This window comes from Paenarthrobacter sp. (genome assembly GCF_031180005.1).
Lineage (GTDB): Bacteria > Actinomycetota > Actinomycetes > Actinomycetales > Micrococcaceae > Arthrobacter.
The window spans coordinates 16,576-37,387 of sequence record NZ_JAPSHI010000028.1 but is presented as its reverse complement, the minus strand read 5'-3'; the positions used below and the strand labels follow the sequence as shown (position 1 = coordinate 37,387).

The window sequence follows — 20,812 nt, the reverse complement described above, 5'->3', positions numbered from 1 at the left end:
ACAAGGAAGAGATACCGACTTTGAGCAGCCACTATGACGTTTTGGGAGTCTCGCCGGAAGCCACCGGGGAAGAGATCAAAAAGGCGTACCGCAAGTTGGCGCGGAAACTGCACCCCGACGTAAACCCCGGTGAAGATGTCGCGGAACAGTTCAAGGCCGTGACCCACGCTTACGAAGTGTTGTCAGACCCCCAGAAGCGCCGGGTCTACGATGCCACTGGCAATGAGAACGGCACCGACAACGGTTTCGGTGGCGGCTACTCCGGTCAGGGTTTCGCGTTCCAGGACATCTTCGACACCTTCTTTGGTGGCGGCGGCGGCCACGGTGGTCCCGCCTCGCGTGTCCGTCGCGGCCAGGACGCACTCATCAGCGTCCGCATCGACCTCAAGGACGCGGTGTTCGGCGTAAACAAGAAGCTTGAAGTGGACACTGCTGTGGTTTGCCCCACCTGTGACGGCAGCTGCTGCCGCCCGGGCACCCACCCGGAACGCTGTGACATTTGCGGTGGCAGTGGCCAGGTACAGCGGGCCGTCCGATCCATTCTTGGTCAGGTCATGACCACTGCACCTTGTGGTTCCTGCGAGGGCTTTGGCACGGTCATTAAGGACCCTTGCAACGAGTGCAATGGACAGGGCCGAATCCGTAGCCGCCGTTCCCTCACCATCAAAGTACCGGCAGGCGTCGCAACCGGTACTCGCATCCAGTTGTCCGGGCAGGGCGAAGCAGGTCCCGCAGGTGGTCCCGCCGGTGATCTCTACGTCGAAATCCGGGTCAACAACGATTCCATGTTCATGCGTGAAGGCGATGACCTTCATGCCACGCTCAGCGTTCCCATGACGGCGGCGGCACTTGGTACAGAGCTGCAGCTGGACACCTTCGACGGCGCGCAGGATATCGACGTGAAGGCTGGCACGCAGTCGGGCGAGGTCATTACCCTCCGCGGCCTGGGCGTCACGCACCTCCGTGGTTACGGACGAGGCGACCTCAAGGTGCACCTGCACGTGGAGACGCCAGGCAAGCTCGACCCTGCCCAGGAAGAACTCTTGCAGCAACTCGCCAAGCTGCGCGGTGAGCAGTTCACCGAAGGAAAGCTTGTGGCAAGCGGCGGCATGTTCGCGAAGCTGCGGGACAAGCTGGGTAACCTGTAGCGGTGAGCAATCCCGTTTTCTTTACAACGGCGGGTAGCCTCGACCAGGTGATTCCGGGCTCCACTTTCGTGCTGGATGGTCCTGAGGCCCGTCATGCTGTCACGGTCAAGCGCCTGGCTGTGGGTGAGCCGGTGGACCTGGCGGATGGATCGGGCGTGCGGCTGATAGGCACCGTAGTCGACGCCGGATCAAGCAGCTTGACCGTTAAGGCATCCGAGGTGGTCCACGAGGAGCAGCCCGAAATCCGGTTGGTGCTGGTTCAGGCCCTTGCTAAAGGCGACCGCGATGAACTTGCCATCGAGACGGCCACGGAACTAGGAATTGATGCCGTCATTCCTTGGCAGTCCGAACGAGCAATCGTGCGTTGGAAGGGCGAAAGGGCTGCTAAAGCCCACGCGAAGTGGCAGTCGGTGGTCACTGCAGCAGCCAAGCAGGCGCGGCGTGCCTGGATCCCTGAGGTGCGAAACATCGTGGACACCTCCGCACTGGCGAAGAGTGTTGCGACCGCTGACTTAGCCATCATCCTGCATGAAGACGCCAAGAACCCCCTGCGGACTGTCCTTGAAAAGTCGGATGCGTTGCCAAATGAGGCTTCAGGTACGCCGCGCGAGGTCCTTTTGATCGTTGGACCGGAGGGCGGAATCTCACCTCGTGAAGTTACACGTCTCAGCGATGCGGGTGCCGTAACGGCCCTATTGGGTCACCATGTGTTGCGGTCGTCGACGGCGGGACCTGCCGCCGTCGTTCTGGCCAGTGACGTTCTGGGCCGCTGGTAACCAGCCCGCAGTTGGACGGACCGGCAGAGTATCCGACCCCGGTCGCTAGCCGACGTTGAACAGGCGGGTATCGGTGCTCGCTTCGATGGTTGCGCCGGCTTCGTCGACCTGTGAAACCCGCAACTCATACTTGCCGGCCTTCAACGTAGCGCTGAAGCTGAAAAGTCCGTATTGTCCCGGTTCACCAGTTGCCTCGGTTTGGCCCGTGAGCAGGCTGGTCTTTTCGCCTTTGCTGTTCTCTTGGAGGATCTGCCAGCTGACGGGCCGTGAGCTGTCCGTGCTACGGCCGTTGAACTTCACGACGCCGGCCGGCAAGGACGTTTCTTCCTGCGGATCGATTATCCAGAGCGGCGCCACCAGCGATGCGTTCCGTTCCATGGGCTGGCCGAGCTGCACCTGCCCGAACGCCATGTAGTCCTTGTGTCCGTCAACCAAAATGACAACCTGGATTTGCTGGCCCGAGTTTATGACTCCCGACGACGAGGCTGCTGCCGTAGCCGTGTAGACCAACTGCTGAACGGCGCGATGCGCCATTCCGGCGTCGAGGTTCGAATTGAAAGCGTCCCGGGAGATATCAACGGTAATTACGTTTTTACCGGAGATCGAGGTGGCAAGACTCTCCGGATCCTGCCAGGGCGTAAAGAAGTCGTGATCCAAAGGCTTTTCAGACATCATGATCCGGAGCGCGGTGGTTACGGGGTTCCCGTCGCTGGGAATGTCCCGGAACTCGCGGTAGAGGTAGACCTCTTCCTTGCTGCGTCCGATCCAGTAGACCGGGATCTTGGTGGAGGCCTGCGTGGTCTCCAGGGGAGCGTTGCTGGCCGGGGCATCCTGGACGGTGACCGGTGGCGAACTTATGCTTGATTGGCTATCGCCGCCATTGGCTATGCACCCGGTCAGCAAGAGGACAGAAAACATCGCTGGCACGGCGATGACGGACCTCGTCCGCCTGTGCGCGCCGCTCCGGATGCTTACTGGCTTTGCGATGGGTTTCCTGCCTTAACGTGTCTCTTGGCGGCCGCAGCCGCCGGGGCCGGACCACAGGGTGCTGATCCCACCCGCTATGCCAGCTTGGCACATCGTCGACGGCGGTCGGCCGGGATTGGGTTGCCGGACGTCAACTGAAACAGGATTGATACCCGCTTGATGCAGAGTTGAGACAATATGTCTGACGTGACGGTGCAGGCCCCGAAGATGCCGTCCGCTGAGGTTCATCGCGGGCCGGGCTGGCGTAGGATTGAAGACATTCCGGCATCCGGGCGGCGCCTTTCAGCGGCCACGAATGTCGAATCGATGGAGTAATACGACCAACCGGAGGAGAAAAGGCCTAAGGCCAGCACTATGAGTGAATCTTTGAACGGGCGGCTCAGGACCGGAAACGGCAACCAGCCGCCCACCGAGTTCCCGCACACACTACCGGGTACGCGCACGGAAGTTGTCACGTTCGACAACTCCGACCAAATGGTTCACTCGTTGGGCAGCCACGACGAAGCCTTGCGATACATCGAGGAACAGTTCCAGGACGTCAATTTCCACGTCCGTGGCAATGAACTCTCCATGACCGGGCCTTCCGCAGTCATTCCACGTATCATGCGTCTTTTGGAGGAAGTCCGGGGGCTCGTAGCGAAGGGGACCGTGGTCACTCCGGATATCCTGCAGCAGCTCGTGTCCCTGTTGAGGACGCAGTCCGTTCAGAATCCGGCGGATGTCCTGACGCACAACATCCTGTCCAGCAGGGGTAAGACCATACGGCCCAAAACGCTGAACCAGAAAAACTACGTTGACGCCATTGACGACAACACCGTAATTTTCGGAATTGGTCCGGCAGGTACTGGAAAGACGTACCTTGCGATGGCCAAAGCAGTGCAGGCCCTGCAGACGAAGGAAGTCAGCCGGATCATCCTGACCCGGCCCGCGGTGGAAGCGGGGGAGAGACTAGGCTTCCTCCCCGGCACCCTGAGCGACAAGATCGACCCCTATCTTCGCCCGCTGTATGACGCCTTGCACGACATGATGGATCCCGAGTCCATCCCGCGCTTGATGGCTGCCGGGACCATCGAGGTCGCTCCCTTGGCCTATATGCGCGGACGGACTCTGAACGACGCGTTCATCATCCTCGATGAAGCCCAGAACACCACTCCGGAGCAGATGAAGATGTTCCTGACCCGCCTCGGTTTCGGATCGAAAATGGTGGTCACAGGCGATGTCACCCAGATCGACCTGCCTTCCGGTTCAACATCGGGCCTGCGGATCGTCAGGGAGATCCTGAAGGGGGTCGACGACGTCAATTTCTCCATCCTGGAGGCCGCTGACGTGGTGAGGCACCGATTGGTTGCTGACATCGTCTCCGCCTACAGCACATGGGACGACGCACACCGCACCGACGCCGCAGGAACACAGTACCCACGTGGAGAACGTAAATGAGCATTGAAGTAAACAACGAGTCCGGTGTAGCAGTGGACGAAGCGCAACTGGTGAAGTTGTCACGCTTCATCTTTGAGCGCCTATACATCCACCCCCAGGCCGAGCTGTCCATTTTGCTCGTCGATGAACCGGCCATGGAAAAGCTGCACATCGAACTTATGGACGAGCCCGGAGCTACGGATGTGTTGTCCGTACCCATGGACGAGTTGACACCAGGCACTCCGGACAAGCCCACGCCGCAAGGAATGCTGGGCGACATCGCAATCTGCCCGCAAGTGGCCGAGGTCCAGGCACGCAATGCCGGGCACTCCACGCAGGATGAGATGCTGCTCCTGGCCACCCATGGCATCCTCCACCTGCTTGGCTTCGACCATGCAGAGCCGGAGGAAAAGGAAGAGATGTTCGGCTTGCAGCGGGAACTGCTGTCTGAATTCCTGGGCAAGGATGCCCCCATGGAGACCATGCAGTGACCTCGATCATCCTGGTCGGCATGGCGCTGGTTTTCCTCAGCTTCGTGGCACTGCTGACCGCAGCCGAGGCTGCATTCAACTTCCTGCCCCGGCATGAGGCCGAACAATCAATAGTGCGCAGCAAGGGCAAAGCGCTGGGGGGCATTCTCAAGAACCCGATCGCTCACATGCGGGCACTGCGCTTTTGGCGCGTGTGGTTCGAAATGGCGGCAGCAGTTGCCGTAGCCGTGGTCCTGCACAGTTTGCTGGACAACGTATGGCTCGCAGGGCTCGCAGCTACGGGCATCATGGCGGTGATTGGCTTTGTGCTGGTGGGCGTTTCACCCAGGCAGTTGGGCAGGGCGCACTCGGGACCAGTCGTTCGCTTCACTGCTCCGCTGATCAGGTTTCTGTGTTGGATATTGGGACCCATACCCGGTTGGTTGGTGGCTCTGGGGCAGGCAGTTGCACCTGGCGCCCCGGGCGGGGACGACGCTTTCGTCAGTGAAGAAGAGTTCCGTGAATTCGTGGATCGCGCCGCAGAGTCGGACATGATCGAAGACAATGAGGCTGAGCTCATCCACTCAGTCTTCGACTTCGGTGACACATTGGTGCGCTCTGTCATGGTTCCCCGCACGGACATTGTCACCATCGGTATGGGCTCGGACCTCGAAACTGCAATGGGCCTTTTCCTGCGTTCGGGTTATTCAAGGATTCCGGTCATCGGTGAGAACACGGATCAAATCCGTGGAATTCTTTACCTCAAGGACGTGGCTGCAGCCATGCACCGCAGCGAACCGGGACTGCAAGCCCATGATGTCGACTCACTTGCAAGGGATGTCCGCTACGTTCCGGAATCGAAGCCAGTGAGCGACCTCCTGAGGGAACTGCAGAAGGAGTCCACACACGTAGCGATCGTGATCGACGAGTACGGCGGCACCGCTGGACTGGTCACCCTTGAGGACCTCATTGAAGAGATCGTCGGCGAGATTGTGGATGAATACGACGCCGCCGCCGAGGAAGCGGTCGACCTCGGCGATGGCACGTACCGCGTAAGCGCCCGTATGAGCATCGACGACCTGGGTGAGTTATTCGACATCGACCTCGACGACGACGAAGTGGATACTGTGGGTGGCCTACTTGCCAAAGCCCTCGGTCAGGTCCCGATTGTTGGGAGTTCGGTCGAAGTGAACGGTATATCGCTCCGGGCGGATAGGCTGGAGGGTCGCCGAAACAGGGTCAGCCACATCATTGCGGCAGCCATGCCAAAGGAAGACACTGACTTTGAAGACCTACTCGATGACGCCGACTCAACGCAACAGGGAGTTCCACGTGAGCAAGCAAAATAAGAAATTCGATGCCGATGCCGATTTCGGTGGCTTCCACGCTGGCTTCTCGGTCCTTGTCGGCCGGCCCAACGCAGGGAAGTCGACACTGACCAATGCCTTGGTTGGCCAGAAGGTGGCGATCACCTCTGCCAAGCCGCAAACCACACGGCACACCATCCGCGGCATCGTCCACCGGGATGATGCCCAGTTGATCCTTGTGGACACGCCAGGCCTTCACCGGCCCCGTACCCTCCTGGGTAAGCGTCTCAATGAACTTGTGGCAGACACACTGGCGGAAGTCGATGCCATCGGTTTCTGTCTGCCGGCAAACGAAAAAATCGGCCCCGGCGACAAATACATCGCGGCTCAGCTGGCCGCCGTCGGACGCAAGCCGATCGTGGCGCTGGTGACGAAAACGGACCTTGTGGACCGTCAGGCATTGACGGAGCAGCTGCTAGCGGTCGCTGCGTTGGGACGCGACGTTCTAGGTGAGCAGGGCTGGGCTGACATCGTGCCTGTTTCTGCTGCCGATGGTTTCCAGGTTTCCACCGTGGCAGATGTGCTGATCAGCCACATGCCGTCGTCGCCTCCGCTTTATCCTGATGGCGAGCTGACTGACGAGCCTGAGGCTGTCATGATCGCAGAGCTTATTCGAGAGGCTGCCCTTGAGGGCGTCCGCGACGAACTTCCGCATTCACTCGCCGTGGTGGTGGAGGAAATCGTTCCCCGCGAAGGCCGGACCGAGGACAACCCGCTGTTGGATGTTCGGGTGAACCTTTATGTCGAGCGGCCTTCGCAGAAGGCCATCATTATCGGCAAGGGGGGAAGCCGCTTGCGTGAAGTGGGAACCAATGCCCGCAAAGGAATTGAAACGCTGCTCGGTACGCGCATTTACCTTGATCTCCATGTAAAAGTTGCTAAAGACTGGCAGCGGGATCCCAAGCAATTGGTCAAACTCGGCTTCTAATTGGCATCACTGGATTCGGCGTGGCTTCGGGCCCGATAAGGAACTTCCCAGAAACGGCAACTATGATTGCGGGGACCCAGCTGTTTGATGAAAGGTAAACCAAATAGTGCGACGTCGTGACGCCCGCCCGCAGGGCACCGGCACCGCTGGCCCCACTGGGGCACGCCATGGAGAGGATGCCGACGGTACGCCTCGCCATATGAAGGCGCCCAAAGGCCTGCCGCTGTGGTTGAAAATCGTTACCGGCGTGGTCTCCGTTGCGCTGGTTGCAGGCGTTGCTTTTGCTGCTTTTTGGTTTATCCGGCTGCAAACCAACATCACCAAGGCACCTCTTAGTGCCGGCGAAACACGCAATGCCGGTGATCCGCTGGTCGATGACAAGACGGACCGACTGCAAATCCTGATCCTTGGCTCCGATACCCGAGATGGGAAGAACGCCGAGTACGGCAGCACTGAAGACTCCACCGGCTATGGGCACTCCGATGTCATGATGCTCCTGGATATCTCCGCGGACAACAAGCGCGTCAACGTATTGAGTTTCCCGCGGGACCTGTTGGTGGACGTGCCGCAGTGCACAGACCGCACCAATAACCAGACTTTCCCTGCCCGGAGCGGCGTAATGATCAATGAAGCCATGGCAGAGGCCGGAATCGGTTGCGCCGTGGATACGGTCAACCAGCTGACCGGCTTGGAAATTGACCACTTCATGATGGCCGATTTCAACGCCGTCAAGGAGCTCTCTCACGCTGTGGGCGGCGTTAACGTCTGCGTCAGTGATCCGGTCTTTGACCCGGATTCCCGCCTCCGCCTCGCCAAAGGTGATTCCTTGGTGGAAGGCGAACAGGCTTTGGCGTTCCTCCGAACCAGGCATGCTTTCGGTGACGGAGGTGACCTCGGCCGTATCAAGGGGCAGCAAGCGTTCCTCTCATCCCTCACCAGGAAGCTCAAGGACGAGGGAACTTTGGGCAATCCGCAGAGGCTGTTGCAGATCGCGGATGTGGTCACGCAGAACCTGACAGTGGACGAGGGACTGGCGTCAGTTCCTTCACTGTTGACCATTGGTGGCCGACTCAAGGATATTGACGTTTCCAAGGTTGCGTTCGTGGCTGTGCCCACGCAGCAGGCGGCGGTTGACCCTAACCGGTTGGAACTCGTGGAGCCTCAGGCTTCACAGCTGTTCGCGGCACTTCGTGCCGACCTCGACCTCACAACACCTGGCGCCACTTCCACGCCAGCACCCAGCGAAAGCCCGGCTCCACAGCCCACTGCGACCACCCCTGCCGCGCCTGCGTATGACAAAGCAATCCAGCCAGTTGCTGTTGCCAACGGAAGCGGTGTCGCTACCCGGGCACAGGAGCTCATGACAGTGCTCACTGGCAATGGATTTGCCCAGACCGTGGCTTACCTGGCGAATCCTGTGGATCAGACAGTGCTTTACTACGGACCGGGCTTTGCGGACGTGGCAGCCGATGTCGCCGCACTCTTCGGCATCCCGGCCGCGCAGGTCCAGGAAGCCCCAGGGGTAGCTGGCGTGCAGCTTTACGTAGGCACTGACTTCGGTACCGGGACGGCGTACGGCGCGGCCTCAGTACCGTCAGATGTTGTCGATCAAACGGCCAATGATGCCATTTGCCAACAAGTGAATCCCCTGTACATCGACCAGTAGTAGATTTCTGCTTTGGCAGAACACAGCAACGGCCGGCCAGTTGAAGAACTGGCCGGCCGTTGTGCTTTCGGGTACTACCAGATGCTGACGCGTTCCTCAGGTTCCATCCACATGCCATCGGCTTCCGTCACGGCGAACGCTTCATGGAAGGCGTCGAGGTTGCGGGCTATGGCGTTGGTGCGGAATTCGTTGGGGGAGTGGGGGTCGGTAGCCAGTCTCCGGATGGCTTCTTCGGTGCGGATCACCTGGCGCCAACCTGCAGCCCACGACATGAAGAACCGTTGGAAGCCCGTGAAGCCATCGAGGACCTCCGGCTCGGCTCCGTTCAGGCTGAGTAGATAGGCCTTGTAGGCGATAGTGAGGCCTCCGAGGTCGCCGATGTTCTCGCCCAGAGTTAGCTTGCCGTTGACCTTATGATCGGGCGCAGCGTAGGGGGACAGGGCGTCGTACTGGGCAACCAACTTCGCCGTCAGGGCTTCAAAGGATGTGCGGTCGTCCTCCGTCCACCAATTGCGAAGCGCGCCGCTGCCATCAAACTGCGACCCTTGGTCGTCGAAACCGTGACCGATTTCGTGACCGATCACAGCGCCGATGCCGCCATAGTTCACAGCGTCATCCGCATCTGCATTGAAGAAGGGAGGCTGAAGGATAGCTGCCGGGAAGACAATCTCGTTAAGCATCGGATGGTAATAGGCGTTTACCGTCTGCGGCGTCATCAGCCACTTCGTTAGATCAACGGGCTTACCGATCTCATCCAAGTGTCGGTCCACGTCGGCGTCATGGGCACGCTCCACGTTGCCGAGCAGATCCGTCGGGTCAATTTCCACGGCGGAGTAGTCGATCCACTTGTCCGGGAAACCGATCTTTGGACGGAACGCATCCAGTTTCTTCAGTGCCTCTTTCTTGGTCTCCTCACCCATCCAACCAAGGGAAGAGATACTCTCCCGATAAGCTTCGATCAGGTGTGAGACCAGCGTCTCCATTCTTGCTTTGTGGCCGGCGGGAAAGTGCCGATCAACGTAGATCTGGCCGACTGCCTCGCCAAGGGCCGCTTCGACGACGGCCACCCCGCGCTTCCACCGCTCCTTGTTCTGTGGCGTACCGCTGAGCGTGGTGCCATAAAAATCGAAGTTTGTGGATACGAATGCGGAGGAGAGGTAGGGTGCAGCCGAACTAAGAACCCGGAGGGTCAGCCACTCCTTCCAGGTTTCCAGGGGCTCGGATACCAGCAAATCTGCCGTACCCACAAAGAAGTCCGGCGTGCTCACCACAATTTCACTTCGCTTGGCAGGTTCCACCCTCGCCGCCTGGAACCAGGTGTCGAGCAGGGGGAACAGTTCCGCGGCTTCGGCTGCGGTCTTGAGGTTGTAGGTCTTCTGCGGATCCCGAAGAGTGACATTGTCCCAGTGGTGGGAAGCCAACGCGGTTTCGAGTGCGACGATGCGCTGGGAGGCAGCATGCGCGTCGGGGATGCCGGCAAGGTTGAACAGCTTGGCAATGTAGTCGCCGTAGGCATCGACGATGGTCGCGAACTTTTCTTCACGGTAGTAGGACTCGTCCGGCAATCCCAGGCCACCCTGTCCGATATAGAGGAGAATGCGTTCCGGATTGCCTGCGTCCGGTGCGGGGTAGATCGAGAAGAGTCCGGAGACGTCCGAGCGGAACAGCCGTCCGATGAGGGCGGACAGTTCCGTTGGTGAGCCCACCGCGCGAACTTCATCGAGCCGGCCTCGCACGGGTTCCATCCCTTTCGCCTCGGCTGCTTCTTCGTCCATGAAACTGGCGTAGAGTCCGCCGACTTTCTGTTCGACGCCGGTGGCTGACTCGCCTTGGGAGGCTGCCTCTTCGATAATCGCCTTCACTGCCAACTCCGCGCCATCGCGTAAGGCCGTGAAGGTACCTTCAAGCGGCCTGTCGTCCGGAATCGTTGTGCTGTTGAGCCACGCGCCATTGACGTGCTGATAGAGGTCGTCCTGGGGCCGGACGCTGTGATCGATGTTGGAAAGAGAGATCCCCGACTGTGGCACTGTGGCTCCTTGTGTGGACACTGCAGTCGGCGTTTCCACCGTCGCGGCGTCTGCATAGTGGACGTTGCATGAGGTGTTGCACTGTCATCATACGCATCGTGTTACTGTGAATTTGTGCGTACGGCGATGCTTCTTCTTAGCTGCCGCGGCGAGGCCTGAAAGCTATCTGAAGCTGGGCCATCCTCGCCGCGGAGTTCCGTTGTGTCCGGCTAAGCTTTCATTTAGTTCTTAGAGAAAAGGCCACACGTCATGCGTAATGCACAAAAGCCCTCCGGTATGCCGATTCACCGCTACCTGCCGTTCCAGGACCAGATCACCGTCGAGGTCCCGGACCGCACCTGGCCGGATAAGGTCATCACTAAGGCTCCGCGTTGGTGCGCCGTTGACCTGCGCGATGGCAATCAGGCACTGATCGACCCCATGAGCCCGGCACGCAAGCTGAAGATGTTCCAGCTGCTCGTCAAGATGGGCTACAAGGAAATCGAAGTTGGTTTTCCCTCAGCGTCGCAGACCGACTTTGACTTTGTTCGCCAGCTCATTGAGGGCGGCCATATTCCGGACGACGTCAGCATCCAGGTTCTGACGCAGGCACGTGAACACCTGATTGAACGGACTTACGAATCTCTGGTCGGCGCCAAACAGGCAATCGTGCACCTGTACAACTCCACATCTGTGCTGCAGCGCCGCGTTGTGTTCAACCAGGACGAAGACGGCATTCTGGATATTGCGTTGCAGGGTGCGCGGCTGTGCAAGAAGTATGAAGAGACCCTGACGGACACGCACATCACGTATGAGTACTCACCGGAGTCATTCACGGGAACCGAACTCGAGTATGCCGCCCGCGTGTGCAACGCAATTGCTGATGTCTTTGAGGCATCTGCCGACAAGCAGGTCATCATCAACCTGCCGGCCACGGTGGAAATGGCAACCCCCAACGTCTATGCAGACTCCATCGAGTGGATGCACAGGAACCTGCATCCCCGCGAGGGAATCATCATCTCCCTCCACCCGCACAACGACCGCGGCACCGGCGTAGCTGCAGCTGAGCTGGGTTACCTGGCAGGCGCCGACCGCATTGAAGGTTGTTTGTTCGGCAACGGCGAACGTACCGGCAACGTCGACTTGGTGACGCTGGGGCTCAACATGTTCGTGCAGGGCGTAGACCCCATGATTGATTTCTCCGATATTGATGAGATACGCCGCACGGTGGAGTACTGCAACCAGTTGCCGGTCCCGGAGCGTTCGCCCTACGGTGGCGACCTCGTCTTTACCGCCTTCTCCGGTTCGCATCAGGATGCCATCAAGAAGGGTTTTGAGGCGCTCGAGAAGGACGCTGCTGCTGCCGGGAAGTCGGTTGACGACTACACGTGGCAGGTTCCGTACCTGCCCATCGATCCCAAGGACCTCGGCCGCAGCTATGAAGCTGTCATCCGCGTTAACTCCCAGTCCGGCAAGGGCGGCGTGGCCTACCTGCTGAAGAACGAGCACAACCTGGATCTGCCCCGCCGGGCACAGATCGAGTTCTCCGGTGTCATCCAGCGGCGTACCGATGCCGTGGGCGGCGAGGTCAGCGGTGCCCAGCTGTGGCAGATCTTCCAAGACGAGTACTTGCCTTCGGAAGAGGAACAGGCTCAGTGGGGTCGCTATGGACTGGGTAGTGTGAGCACCGAGACGGATGAATCCGGTGCCATGACCATGAACGCAAACCTGCGGATTGACGGCGTCGAAGTCCGCCGCACCGGCCACGGCAACGGCCCTATTGCGGCACTTTTGGACATACTCCACCACGACGGTGTTGACGTGCGGGTGCTCGATTACAGCGAGCACGCCCTGTCCGAAGGCGGCAGCGCCAGTGCTGCTGCGTACGTTGAATGTGCTGTCGGAGAACGCGTTTTGTGGGGTGTCGGAATTGACCCCAGCACCACCACGTCCTCCCTCAAGGCATTGATTTCGGCAGTGAACCGGGCCGTCCGGGACGCCCAGGCATAAGCCCACCGTGTGGTGACGGGAAATACCGTCACCACACGGTCCGGCGAACACTGCCGGACCAGGCATAGTGGGAAGATTAGTTGTGGCCAATCCGTCGTTTGCAGCGCGGTCCTATCGGGACGATGCCGTGGTGCTTCGTACCCACAAGCTGGGCGAGGCGGATCGAATCATCACTCTGCTGACCAAACACCATGGCCAGGTTCGTGCCGTTGCCAAGGGAGTTCGCAGGACCAGTAGCCGCTTTGGCGCGCGGCTGGAGCCCTTTATGGTGGCGGATCTGCAACTGGTCTCGGGCCGGACCTTGGACATTGTGACCCAGGCCGTGGCGAAGGGCGCGTACGGAAGTAGTATCGCGGCCGACTATGGGCGGTTCACTGTGGCCGCAGCCATGACGGAGACTGCCGAGAAACTCACGGATGCTGATACCGAGTCAGGGACCGCCCAATATAATCTGCTGGTTGGTGCGCTGGCTGCCTTGAGTCGTTCGGATCATCCGCCCGAACTCATTCTTGATTCCTATCTTTTGCGGGCGTTGGCCACCGGTGGCTGGGCGCCCAGCTTCACTGATTGTGCGCGTTGTGGCCGTCCCGGTCCTCATACGGCTTTTGCTGCACCAATTGGCGGCATGGTTTGCGGCGACTGCCGGCCCCCGGGTTCTCCGGCTCCGGCGCAGGAGACAGTGCTGTTGCTGGGCGCCTTACTAACTGGTAATTGGAGCGTCGCCGATGCTTCGGATCCGCGGCACAGGCGGGAGGCTGCCGGCTTGGTGGCCAGTTACCTCCAGTGGCACCTTGAACGTGCCCTGAAATCACTCAAACACGTGGAGCGAAGCTGACAGTGGCACTTGGAAAGAAGAGTAAATCAACCGCGGCAAGGGCTGTCCCCGTGGTCGCCCCCTATGGACACCCTTCCGGGGCCCTGCCGCCGAGTATTCCAAGTGAACTCATCCCTCAGCACGTGGCCATAGTCATGGACGGGAACGGGCGTTGGGCTAATCAGCGAGGCCTCCCTCGAATAGAGGGACATAAGGCCGGTGAGCCAGCGCTCTTGGACGTCATGGCAGGAGCGATCGAACTCGGGATCAAGTACGTCAGTGTGTACGCGTTCTCCACCGAGAACTGGCGCCGGTCACCGGAAGAAGTCCGGTTCCTCATGGGATTTAACAAGGATGTACTACGCCGCCAACGCAACCAACTGGACGAGTGGGGTGTCCGCATCCGTTGGGCTGGTCGCCGGCCCCGTCTGTGGGGATCGGTTATCAAGGAGTTGGAAGAGGCAGAGGACTACACCCGAGCCAATGACACTTGCACGCTGACCATGTGTGTTAATTATGGTGGGCGGGCAGAAATTGCCGACGCCGTTTCCGCCATTGCCCACGACGTCGCCGCTGGCCGGTTGAAGCCGGGTTCGGTGTCGGAGAAGACCATTCAAAAGTATTTGGATGAGCCGGACCTTCCCGATGTGGATCTCTTCCTGCGCAGTTCGGGGGAGCAAAGACTATCCAACTTCCTTCTGTGGCAATCGGCTTACGCTGAGTTCGTCTTCATGGATACGTTGTGGCCGGACGTGGATCGGCGGACCCTTTGGGACGCCGTCGAAATTTATGCCAAACGCGACCGGCGCTACGGAGGGGCCGTGGACGCGGCGCCCGTTGTGAAATAGCACGTACACGTTAACTCAGTACGGGTAGGCCCCCAGCCACACGGCAACGTCACGGTATGCCTGTTGGCGGACTGTGCGTCTTGACAGAAAAACATCGTGCAGGGCGCCCGGATAGCGGAACACGGCAGTCCGGCGGGCAAGGCCAAGCGCCCGCCGAGACGTTTCTTCAACGTCGATGACGGCATCGGCGCGCATGAGGTCGGCAGTCCATTCTGCCTGGATCCTGGTCCTCCCGGACAAAAGCACCAGCACCGGGGCGTCTATGTTGAGCTTGCGCTCCACCGCGGCATGGCCCGCCAGAACTGCTTTTGTCCATCCGGCCCGGATAGGAAACGAAGCCCGCGGACGCCACACTGGGTCCAGCATCCATTCGCCATGTGCCTCGTTGCTGACGCTCTCCCAATATGCGGGCATTTCCGGGAATTTGAAAGGACGTTTTGGATCGGTCCTCGCAAAGGGTTCCACCAGATGCATGGCGATACTTCGGACAAGGCTGCTTCCCTGTAGTTCGAGCCATGGAGAATTCAGGACCAACGTTCCCACTCGGCCGGGATTACGGTCGGCCCAAAGGGCGGCGATCAAGCCGCCCAGGGAATGGGCGAGCATGTGGATAGTAGGCGGCGTCGCGTTACGGGTCCGTGTGGCTACATCGCGTTCAATCTCACGCAAGGCTGCAGCGAGGTCTTCGTCGTAAACGCCAAGATCAGATGTGTAGCCGGGCGTCTGTCCCGGGAGCAGGCTGCGGCCAAATTTCCGAAGGTCCAGGGCATAGAAGTGAAAGCCTGACGCTGTTAGGTACTCGGCCAGCTCCGTCTGTAGAAAGTAGTCCGCCCATCCGTGCAGGTAGAGAACCACCTTTGGGGCTCCGCCGGGATCAGAGGGGGCGGGGCGTCGTTTGCGCTTGGTAAAGGAAGCCAGGAAGTCAAGCGCGCCGTGCTGGGACGGTTGGGTCATGAGTGGTGCATGCCTGACGAGGGTTGCTTTGACCGGCCCCTCCTCGTCGGACTTCAAGGGCAAATCCATGCGCTCGTAGCCGTGTCCGAGGACGTCTGGCTGCCATACTGAAACAGACTCCTCCGTGGTGGTCATGCGTCCCCTTCCCGCCGGCGGTCCGGCTCATTGTTGTCCATAAATCCTTTGACCCACCGGGCCAGTCGTGAATATGCGTCCTTCCTTACTGCAGGAGCTGAAAGGAAGACGTCATGGAGGGCTCCGTCGATGCGTTCCAAGGTAACGCTCCGACCCAAGGCCATCGCCCGTAAAGCGATGACGCTGACGTCCAGGACGGCATCCGAGCGGCGCATCGATTCCTGCCACACCATGCCATTGGCGCTGGTGGTGGAAGTCAACACAAGGACAGGCATCTCCAGCTTCAAGCCGCGGGCTACTTGCGAATGACCTGCGAACACGGCGCTAAGCCAACCCGCCCGGACAGGGAAAGCGAGCGGAGGCCTGTAGTTTTCGTCCAGGGTCCATTCCCCTTCAGCAGTGCTGCTGATGCTCCGGAAGTAGAAACCCCGCTCCGGCAACCTCAAGACCGTCTCCGGTCGGATCTTTGCGATGGGCGACACCATGGCTTGCGCGGCACGCCGCACCAGTGAACTACCATGCATCTCCAACCATGGACTGTCGAGAATCAGGTATTGGACGTCGGCCGGGTGGCGGCTGGCCCACAGCGCTGCAACCAACCCACCGGTTGAATGGCCCATCAAGGTCAGGCTTCCCGCTGAGCGGGCGGCGTGATCGTAGCGAATGATTCCGATCGCCTTCTCAATCTCGGCATCGTAGTCAGCCAGGTTGGCCACGTAGCCACCGGGCATATCGGCCTCCAGGCTCCGGCCGTGGTTGTGCATGTCCAAGGCATAGAAGTCGTAGCCTTGCTCTGCCCAGAAGCGGGCCAGCTCGGTATTGAAAAAGTAATCGCTCCAACCGTGCAGGAAAAGCACGGCACCGTAGCGCCTCGGAGCTGAGTAGGCGTCGCCATCGGCTTGGCCTTTGGACTGGACCCTGTGCCTAATCAAGGTGGCATGCCGGACCACGCCATCCGGCCCTGGGGCGTCAACCCTGCAGGATTGGAAGTCGGTTCCCAGGATGTCAGCCGTCCATTCCATGGCTTTAGCTTAGACACTGGCAGCGGCATTCCGGCCCGCGGCCCTCGCCGTGAAAAGGCAACATCCCGAAATGCTCCTTCCGACGTCGGCAGCGACCTTATCGGAGTCCATGATCTGCGTCACGATTTTCCAATGGCATGCCTACATGCTGGCCGCGGGCCGGGTCACAGGTTTGGTGAGTTGTCAGTAAACGGGAAAACTAGGACCATGCGTGTTTACCCCACATTCTTCAAGTTGGCCTTCTCCTGGATGGATGCCGAGAAGGCCCACAAGATCGGCTTCAAAGGCATCCGGGCGGCCCACCGTTCCGGTGCCGGCCGGATTCTCTCCAGGATTACAGCTCCTGATGCTTCCCTTCGGACGAAGGCGCTGGGGCTCACCTTCCCGTCTCCATTCGGCCTGGCAGCAGGCTTCGACAAGGAGGGTCACGGCATCGAAGCCTTGTCCGAGCTTGGGTTCGGACATGTGGAGGTGGGGACCATCACCGGCCAAGCGCAGCCAGGCAATGAAAAACCCCGCCTGTTCCGCTTGATTGAGGACAAAGCGGTCATCAACCGCATGGGATTCAACAACGACGGCGCCGCAGCAGTCGCCCCGAGACTCAAGTCCGCACGGGCTGCTTTGCAACGGCAGCACCCGGACGTCCGGCCGGTTATTGGGGTGAACATCGGCAAGACCAAACTGGTTGAGCTCGACGACGCTACCGAGGACTACTTGGTGAGTGCACGTAGCCTGGCCCCGGCAGCGGACTACCTGGTGGTCAACGTTAGTTCCCCGAACACACCGGGGCTGCGCTTGCTGCAGAATGTGGAGACGCTGCGTCCCCTGCTACGGGCCGTTGGTGACGCTGCCGACGAAGCCGCCGGTCGGCATGTACCTTTGCTGGTCAAGATCGCGCCGGACTTGTCCGATGACGATGTCGACGACGTTGCACGGCTTGCGCTGGACCTGAAGCTCGATGGAATTATTGCCACCAACACCACAATTTCCCGTGATGGGCTCGTCTCCGATGCCGCGAAGGTGGAGTCTTTTGGTGCCGGCGGATTGTCGGGAGCACCCCTGAAGCAGCGCTCCCTGGAAGTCTTGCGCAGGCTCAAGGACGCTGTGGGGGACCAGCTCGTGCTCATCGCGGTGGGTGGCGTGGAGACCCCGCAGGACGTACAGGACCGTTTGGACGCCGGCGCAACTTTGGTGCAGGGCTACACAGCCTTCCTCTACGAAGGACCGTTCTGGGCTTCGCGTATCAACAAGGGCCTCGTGAAACTTCGGCAGCGGGCAGCTCGCTGATACCGGCTGCAAGAAGACCCCGGACCAGTGGTCCGGGGTCTTCTTGATTGCAAAGGTTGTGGCGCTGGGTTGGAGTGCCTGGGTTTCCGGCTCCTAGGCGGGGTACTGGCCGCGCTTTACCTGAGGTTTGGGAAGGCGGAGTTTGCGGAACTGGAGGGCACGCATGCAGCCATACCAGATGGAGCCCCGCTCTACTTCGCCAAACTTCTCGGTAAGGCGCTTGCGAAGCTTGCGCGACAGGATGAAGACGTCCACAAAGACTGCGAGGAACATGATCCAGAATCCAATAAGGACGTAGCTGATGCCGGCGCTTGTGGGCGGAATGATCAGCGATATCACGACGAAAAGCAATGCGCCGAACATCAGGTACTCGCCCAAGCTGAAGCGTGCGTCCACGTAGTCACGTGTGTACCGCTTTTGGGGCCCCTTGTCGCGAAGGGGGAGGAACCTCTCGTCACCTGTATCGAGGGCCTGCCGCATTTTCTGCCGCTGGTCCTGGATGGCTACCCTTTCCGCTGCCTTGGAGGCCTTGCGGTCGTTGGGAACCAACGGGCGCTTGCGGGCCGCTTCCTGGTCCTTCCGCTTGGGCGTTGGGGCGCCTTTTCCCGCACCGGACTCCGGTGCGGGGGCGTAGGCCTGATCTACTACTGATTGAGCGCTGGGCTCTTCCTTTTTGCGTCCGAACACCCATCCAGAATACCCCTCAGGAAGGTGGCGCACGTTACGTGTCCGGTTGCTGGAGTCCTTTGCCTCGCTGAAGCCCGGTGGCTGGGGCTGCATCTGCGACGGCCGGAGAGTCCCGACGGTAAAGTGTGGCCCATGACTTCAGCACATGCGGAGATCCCGCAGAACAAGCAAGGGCACTCCGGGTCCGCTCCGGTCGAGGCACTGACAACGGCGGTCAACGACTCCTTCGAAAGCACACTCGCGTCACTGGAAGACCTGGTGGGAATTCCGGGGATTGCATGGGCAAGCTTCGATCCCAAGGAACTGGACCGAAGCGCTGACGCCGTGGCTTCCTTGGTTAAGGAAGCCGGCATGGAGGACGTCCGCATCCTTCGCTGTAACAAGGCCGACGGTACCCCCGGTGGTCCTGCCGTCGTCGCGCGTCGACCAGCCGCCGAAGGCAAGCCGACCATCCTGCTCTACGCGCACCATGACGTCCAGCCACCCGGGGACCGGAGCCTCTGGAAGTCGGAACCATTCGTCGCCCAACAGCGTGATGGCCGGTTGTACGGCCGGGGCGCCGCCGACGACAAAGCGGGCATCATGGCACACCTTGCCGCATACAGTGCCGTCACTGAGGTCCTGGGGGAAGATTTCGGCCTCGGTGTGACGTTCTTCTTCGAAGGTGAGGAAGAAGCGGGGTCGCCCACTTTCCGGGCATTCCTTGAGGAACACCGGGAACTTCTCCGGGCGGATGTGATTGTTGTTGCCGACTCCAGCAACTGGAAAGTGGGCGTTCCTGCCCTGACCACCAGCCTTCGGGGTCTGGTGGACGGCACCTTCGAGGTGCGCGTCCTGGAGCATGCCGTTCATTCGGGCATGTTCGGCGGCCCGGTGCTCGATGCCCCTACTCTCTTGTCCCGGCTCATTGCCACACTTCACGACGACGACGGGAACGTTGCCGTAGCCGGCCTTGTGGGCCGGGACGAGGTGGCCGTGGACCTTACCGAAGCGGACTACCGCGCCGATGCCTCAGTGCTCGACGGCGTACGGCTCGCCGGGAGCGGAACCATTGCTTCCCGCCTGTGGACCAAGCCTGCACTGTCCATTATCGGGATGGACGTCCCGGCTGTGGATGTCGCCTCGAACACCCTCATACCGGCAGCCCGCGCAAAGTTCAGCATGAGACTGGCTCCAGGCCAGGACCCGGAGGCCGCAATGGCTGCGCTCAAGCAGCACGTTGAAACCAACGCGCCCTTTGGTGCAAAGGTGACGTTCAGTCCGGGGGAGAGGGGAAATGCCTTTTCCACCGACACAACTTCCACTGCCGCGCGGGTGGCACTGTGGGCACTGGGTGAGTCATGGGGTGTCAAACCCGTGGAAATGGGCATCGGTGGCTCGATTCCGTTCATCGCAGACCTCCTCGACATGTATCCGGACGTCCAGATCCTCGTGACCGGCGTGGAGGACCCTGATTCACGCGCGCACAGTGCCAACGAGTCGTTGCACATCGGAGACTTCCGGCACGCCGTGTTGGCGGAAGCCCTGATGCTGGCCCGCCTCAACGTGGAGGGCTTGGCGGAGTAAGCTCCCACGGCGCGCCGGGAACAACGAATTGCTGTCTGTGGTTACGTCAGGAGTTATAGCTAAGCGTCTGCGCGACGTAGCATTAGCTATAACCCGTACGTAATTGGGTAAGGGCAGGCAGCGTTCCGGCGCCGCCGCCAGGAGCTTCATAAGAAGGTAGGCCAATGAGCACTGCAACCAACGAAAACAGCACCGGAGCACAGCTCGTCACCAACGACGACGAACTGGCCACGCACGAGGTCAATCTGACCGACGTCGCCGCAGGCAAGGTCCGCAGCCTCCTCGAGCAGGAAGGGCGCACAGACCTTCGGCTGCGCGTTGCAGTCCAGCCTGGAGGATGCTCGGGTCTGATCTACCAGCTTTACTTCGATGAGCGCCTGCTCGACGGAGATGCTGTGCGCGACTACGACGGCGTTGAAGTCGTAGTGGACAAGATGAGTGTTCCTTACCTCAGCGGCGCAAGCATTGACTTCGAAGACACCATTTCGAAGCAGGGCTTCACCATCGACAACCCGAACGCCGGCGGGTCTTGCGCCTGCGGCGATTCATTCCACTGATGTGAGCCATCGCCGCATGTCGGCGCCTCTTCGCGCGGTTTGAAACCGTTCGGAGCCACGGCGCCGACATGTGCGCGAAAACCGCGTGATAGCGGTAAGCTCTACATCGGGTAGTAAAACTTTTAGTGTGCCCGGTGAGCCTTCGGCCTGCCGGGAGACAGCAACAAG

The 20,812-nt window shown here is 60.3% G+C and carries 18 protein-coding genes; 13 read left to right on the top strand and 5 right to left on the bottom strand.

Annotated elements, in window-relative coordinates; all coding sequences use genetic code 11:
- Positions 1 to 20: 20 nt before the first annotated feature.
- The gene (gene dnaJ, locus RIF72_RS16915; RefSeq protein WP_309076000.1) at positions 21 to 1,148 is read left to right on the top strand and encodes a molecular chaperone DnaJ; all 1,128 of its coding nucleotides are present in this window, start codon (positions 21 to 23) and stop codon (positions 1,146 to 1,148) included.
- 2 nt (positions 1,149 to 1,150) lie between these two features.
- Positions 1,151 to 1,924, top strand: a complete 774-nt coding sequence (locus RIF72_RS16910; RefSeq protein ID WP_309075999.1) for a 16S rRNA (uracil(1498)-N(3))-methyltransferase — start codon at positions 1,151 to 1,153, stop codon at positions 1,922 to 1,924.
- 45 nt (positions 1,925 to 1,969) lie between these two features.
- Here RIF72_RS16910 and RIF72_RS16905 read toward each other — a convergent pair whose 3' ends face one another.
- On the bottom strand, positions 1,970 to 2,842 hold the full coding sequence (locus RIF72_RS16905; RefSeq protein WP_309076006.1) for a GerMN domain-containing protein: 873 nt from the start codon (positions 2,840 to 2,842) through the stop codon (positions 1,970 to 1,972).
- 423 nt (positions 2,843 to 3,265) lie between these two features.
- Between RIF72_RS16905 and RIF72_RS16900 the strand changes: the two genes are divergently transcribed.
- The 5 genes from RIF72_RS16900 to RIF72_RS16880 all read left to right on the top strand — a co-directional run bounded on the left by RIF72_RS16900 (position 3,266) and on the right by RIF72_RS16880 (position 8,758).
- Positions 3,266 to 4,348: a PhoH family protein gene (locus tag RIF72_RS16900; RefSeq protein WP_309075998.1), complete on the top strand. Its 1,083-nt coding sequence runs from the start codon at positions 3,266 to 3,268 to the stop codon at positions 4,346 to 4,348.
- On the top strand, positions 4,345 to 4,818 hold the full coding sequence (gene ybeY / locus RIF72_RS16895; protein ID WP_309075997.1) for an rRNA maturation RNase YbeY: 474 nt from the start codon (positions 4,345 to 4,347) through the stop codon (positions 4,816 to 4,818). Before RIF72_RS16900 ends, ybeY begins: the two co-directional genes overlap by 4 nt.
- Positions 4,815 to 6,146, top strand: a complete 1,332-nt coding sequence (locus RIF72_RS16890) for a hemolysin family protein (RefSeq protein ID WP_309075996.1) — start codon at positions 4,815 to 4,817, stop codon at positions 6,144 to 6,146. Before ybeY ends, RIF72_RS16890 begins: the two co-directional genes overlap by 4 nt.
- The gene (gene era / locus RIF72_RS16885) at positions 6,130 to 7,092 is read left to right on the top strand and encodes a GTPase Era (RefSeq protein ID WP_017197589.1); all 963 of its coding nucleotides are present in this window, start codon (positions 6,130 to 6,132) and stop codon (positions 7,090 to 7,092) included. The genes RIF72_RS16890 and era overlap by 17 nt, the downstream gene beginning before the upstream one ends.
- A 106-nt stretch (positions 7,093 to 7,198) precedes the next feature.
- Positions 7,199 to 8,758: an LCP family protein gene (locus tag RIF72_RS16880; RefSeq protein WP_375164243.1), complete on the top strand. Its 1,560-nt coding sequence runs from the start codon at positions 7,199 to 7,201 to the stop codon at positions 8,756 to 8,758.
- Positions 8,759 to 8,832: 74 nt separating this feature from the next.
- Here the strand turns inward: RIF72_RS16880 and RIF72_RS16875 are convergent, their stop codons facing one another.
- Entirely contained in the window at positions 8,833 to 10,785 is a 1,953-nt protein-coding gene (locus RIF72_RS16875) for a M13-type metalloendopeptidase (RefSeq protein WP_309075994.1), read from the bottom strand.
- A 249-nt stretch (positions 10,786 to 11,034) separates the two neighbouring features.
- On the opposite strand from RIF72_RS16875, the gene leuA reads away from it, so the two are divergent.
- The 3 genes from leuA to RIF72_RS16860 all read left to right on the top strand — a co-directional run bounded on the left by leuA (position 11,035) and on the right by RIF72_RS16860 (position 14,436).
- The gene (gene leuA / locus RIF72_RS16870) at positions 11,035 to 12,774 is read left to right on the top strand and encodes a 2-isopropylmalate synthase (RefSeq protein WP_309075993.1); all 1,740 of its coding nucleotides are present in this window, start codon (positions 11,035 to 11,037) and stop codon (positions 12,772 to 12,774) included.
- An 82-nt stretch (positions 12,775 to 12,856) separates the two neighbouring features.
- Positions 12,857 to 13,609: a DNA repair protein RecO gene (gene recO, locus RIF72_RS16865; RefSeq protein WP_309076005.1), complete on the top strand. Its 753-nt coding sequence runs from the start codon at positions 12,857 to 12,859 to the stop codon at positions 13,607 to 13,609.
- Positions 13,610 to 13,611: 2 nt separating this feature from the next.
- Positions 13,612 to 14,436: an isoprenyl transferase gene (locus RIF72_RS16860; protein WP_309075992.1), complete on the top strand. Its 825-nt coding sequence runs from the start codon at positions 13,612 to 13,614 to the stop codon at positions 14,434 to 14,436.
- Positions 14,437 to 14,451: 15 nt separating this feature from the next.
- Here RIF72_RS16860 and RIF72_RS16855 read toward each other — a convergent pair whose 3' ends face one another.
- Positions 14,452 to 15,525 carry an alpha/beta hydrolase gene (locus tag RIF72_RS16855; protein WP_309075991.1) on the bottom strand — a complete coding sequence of 358 codons (1,074 nt, stop codon included), beginning with the start codon at positions 15,523 to 15,525 and terminating at the stop codon, positions 14,452 to 14,454.
- On the bottom strand, positions 15,522 to 16,547 hold the full coding sequence (locus tag RIF72_RS16850) for an alpha/beta hydrolase (RefSeq protein ID WP_309075990.1): 1,026 nt from the start codon (positions 16,545 to 16,547) through the stop codon (positions 15,522 to 15,524). The genes RIF72_RS16855 and RIF72_RS16850 overlap by 4 nt, the downstream gene beginning before the upstream one ends.
- A gap of 207 nt (positions 16,548 to 16,754) precedes the next feature.
- On the opposite strand from RIF72_RS16850, the gene RIF72_RS16845 reads away from it, so the two are divergent.
- Complete coding sequence (locus RIF72_RS16845; protein WP_309075989.1) at positions 16,755 to 17,834, top strand: quinone-dependent dihydroorotate dehydrogenase; 1,080 nt, start codon at positions 16,755 to 16,757, stop codon at positions 17,832 to 17,834.
- Positions 17,835 to 17,927: 93 nt separating this feature from the next.
- Here the strand turns inward: RIF72_RS16845 and RIF72_RS16840 are convergent, their stop codons facing one another.
- Complete coding sequence (locus tag RIF72_RS16840) at positions 17,928 to 18,521, bottom strand: DUF3043 domain-containing protein (protein WP_309075988.1); 594 nt, start codon at positions 18,519 to 18,521, stop codon at positions 17,928 to 17,930.
- 132 nt (positions 18,522 to 18,653) lie between these two features.
- Between RIF72_RS16840 and RIF72_RS16835 the strand changes: the two genes are divergently transcribed.
- Both RIF72_RS16835 and RIF72_RS16830 read left to right on the top strand, forming a co-directional pair.
- The gene (locus tag RIF72_RS16835; protein WP_309075987.1) at positions 18,654 to 20,087 is read left to right on the top strand and encodes a dipeptidase; all 1,434 of its coding nucleotides are present in this window, start codon (positions 18,654 to 18,656) and stop codon (positions 20,085 to 20,087) included.
- 164 nt (positions 20,088 to 20,251) lie between these two features.
- On the top strand, positions 20,252 to 20,644 hold the full coding sequence (locus RIF72_RS16830; protein WP_011774901.1) for an iron-sulfur cluster assembly accessory protein: 393 nt from the start codon (positions 20,252 to 20,254) through the stop codon (positions 20,642 to 20,644).
- The last annotated feature ends 168 nt before the right edge of the window (positions 20,645 to 20,812 follow it).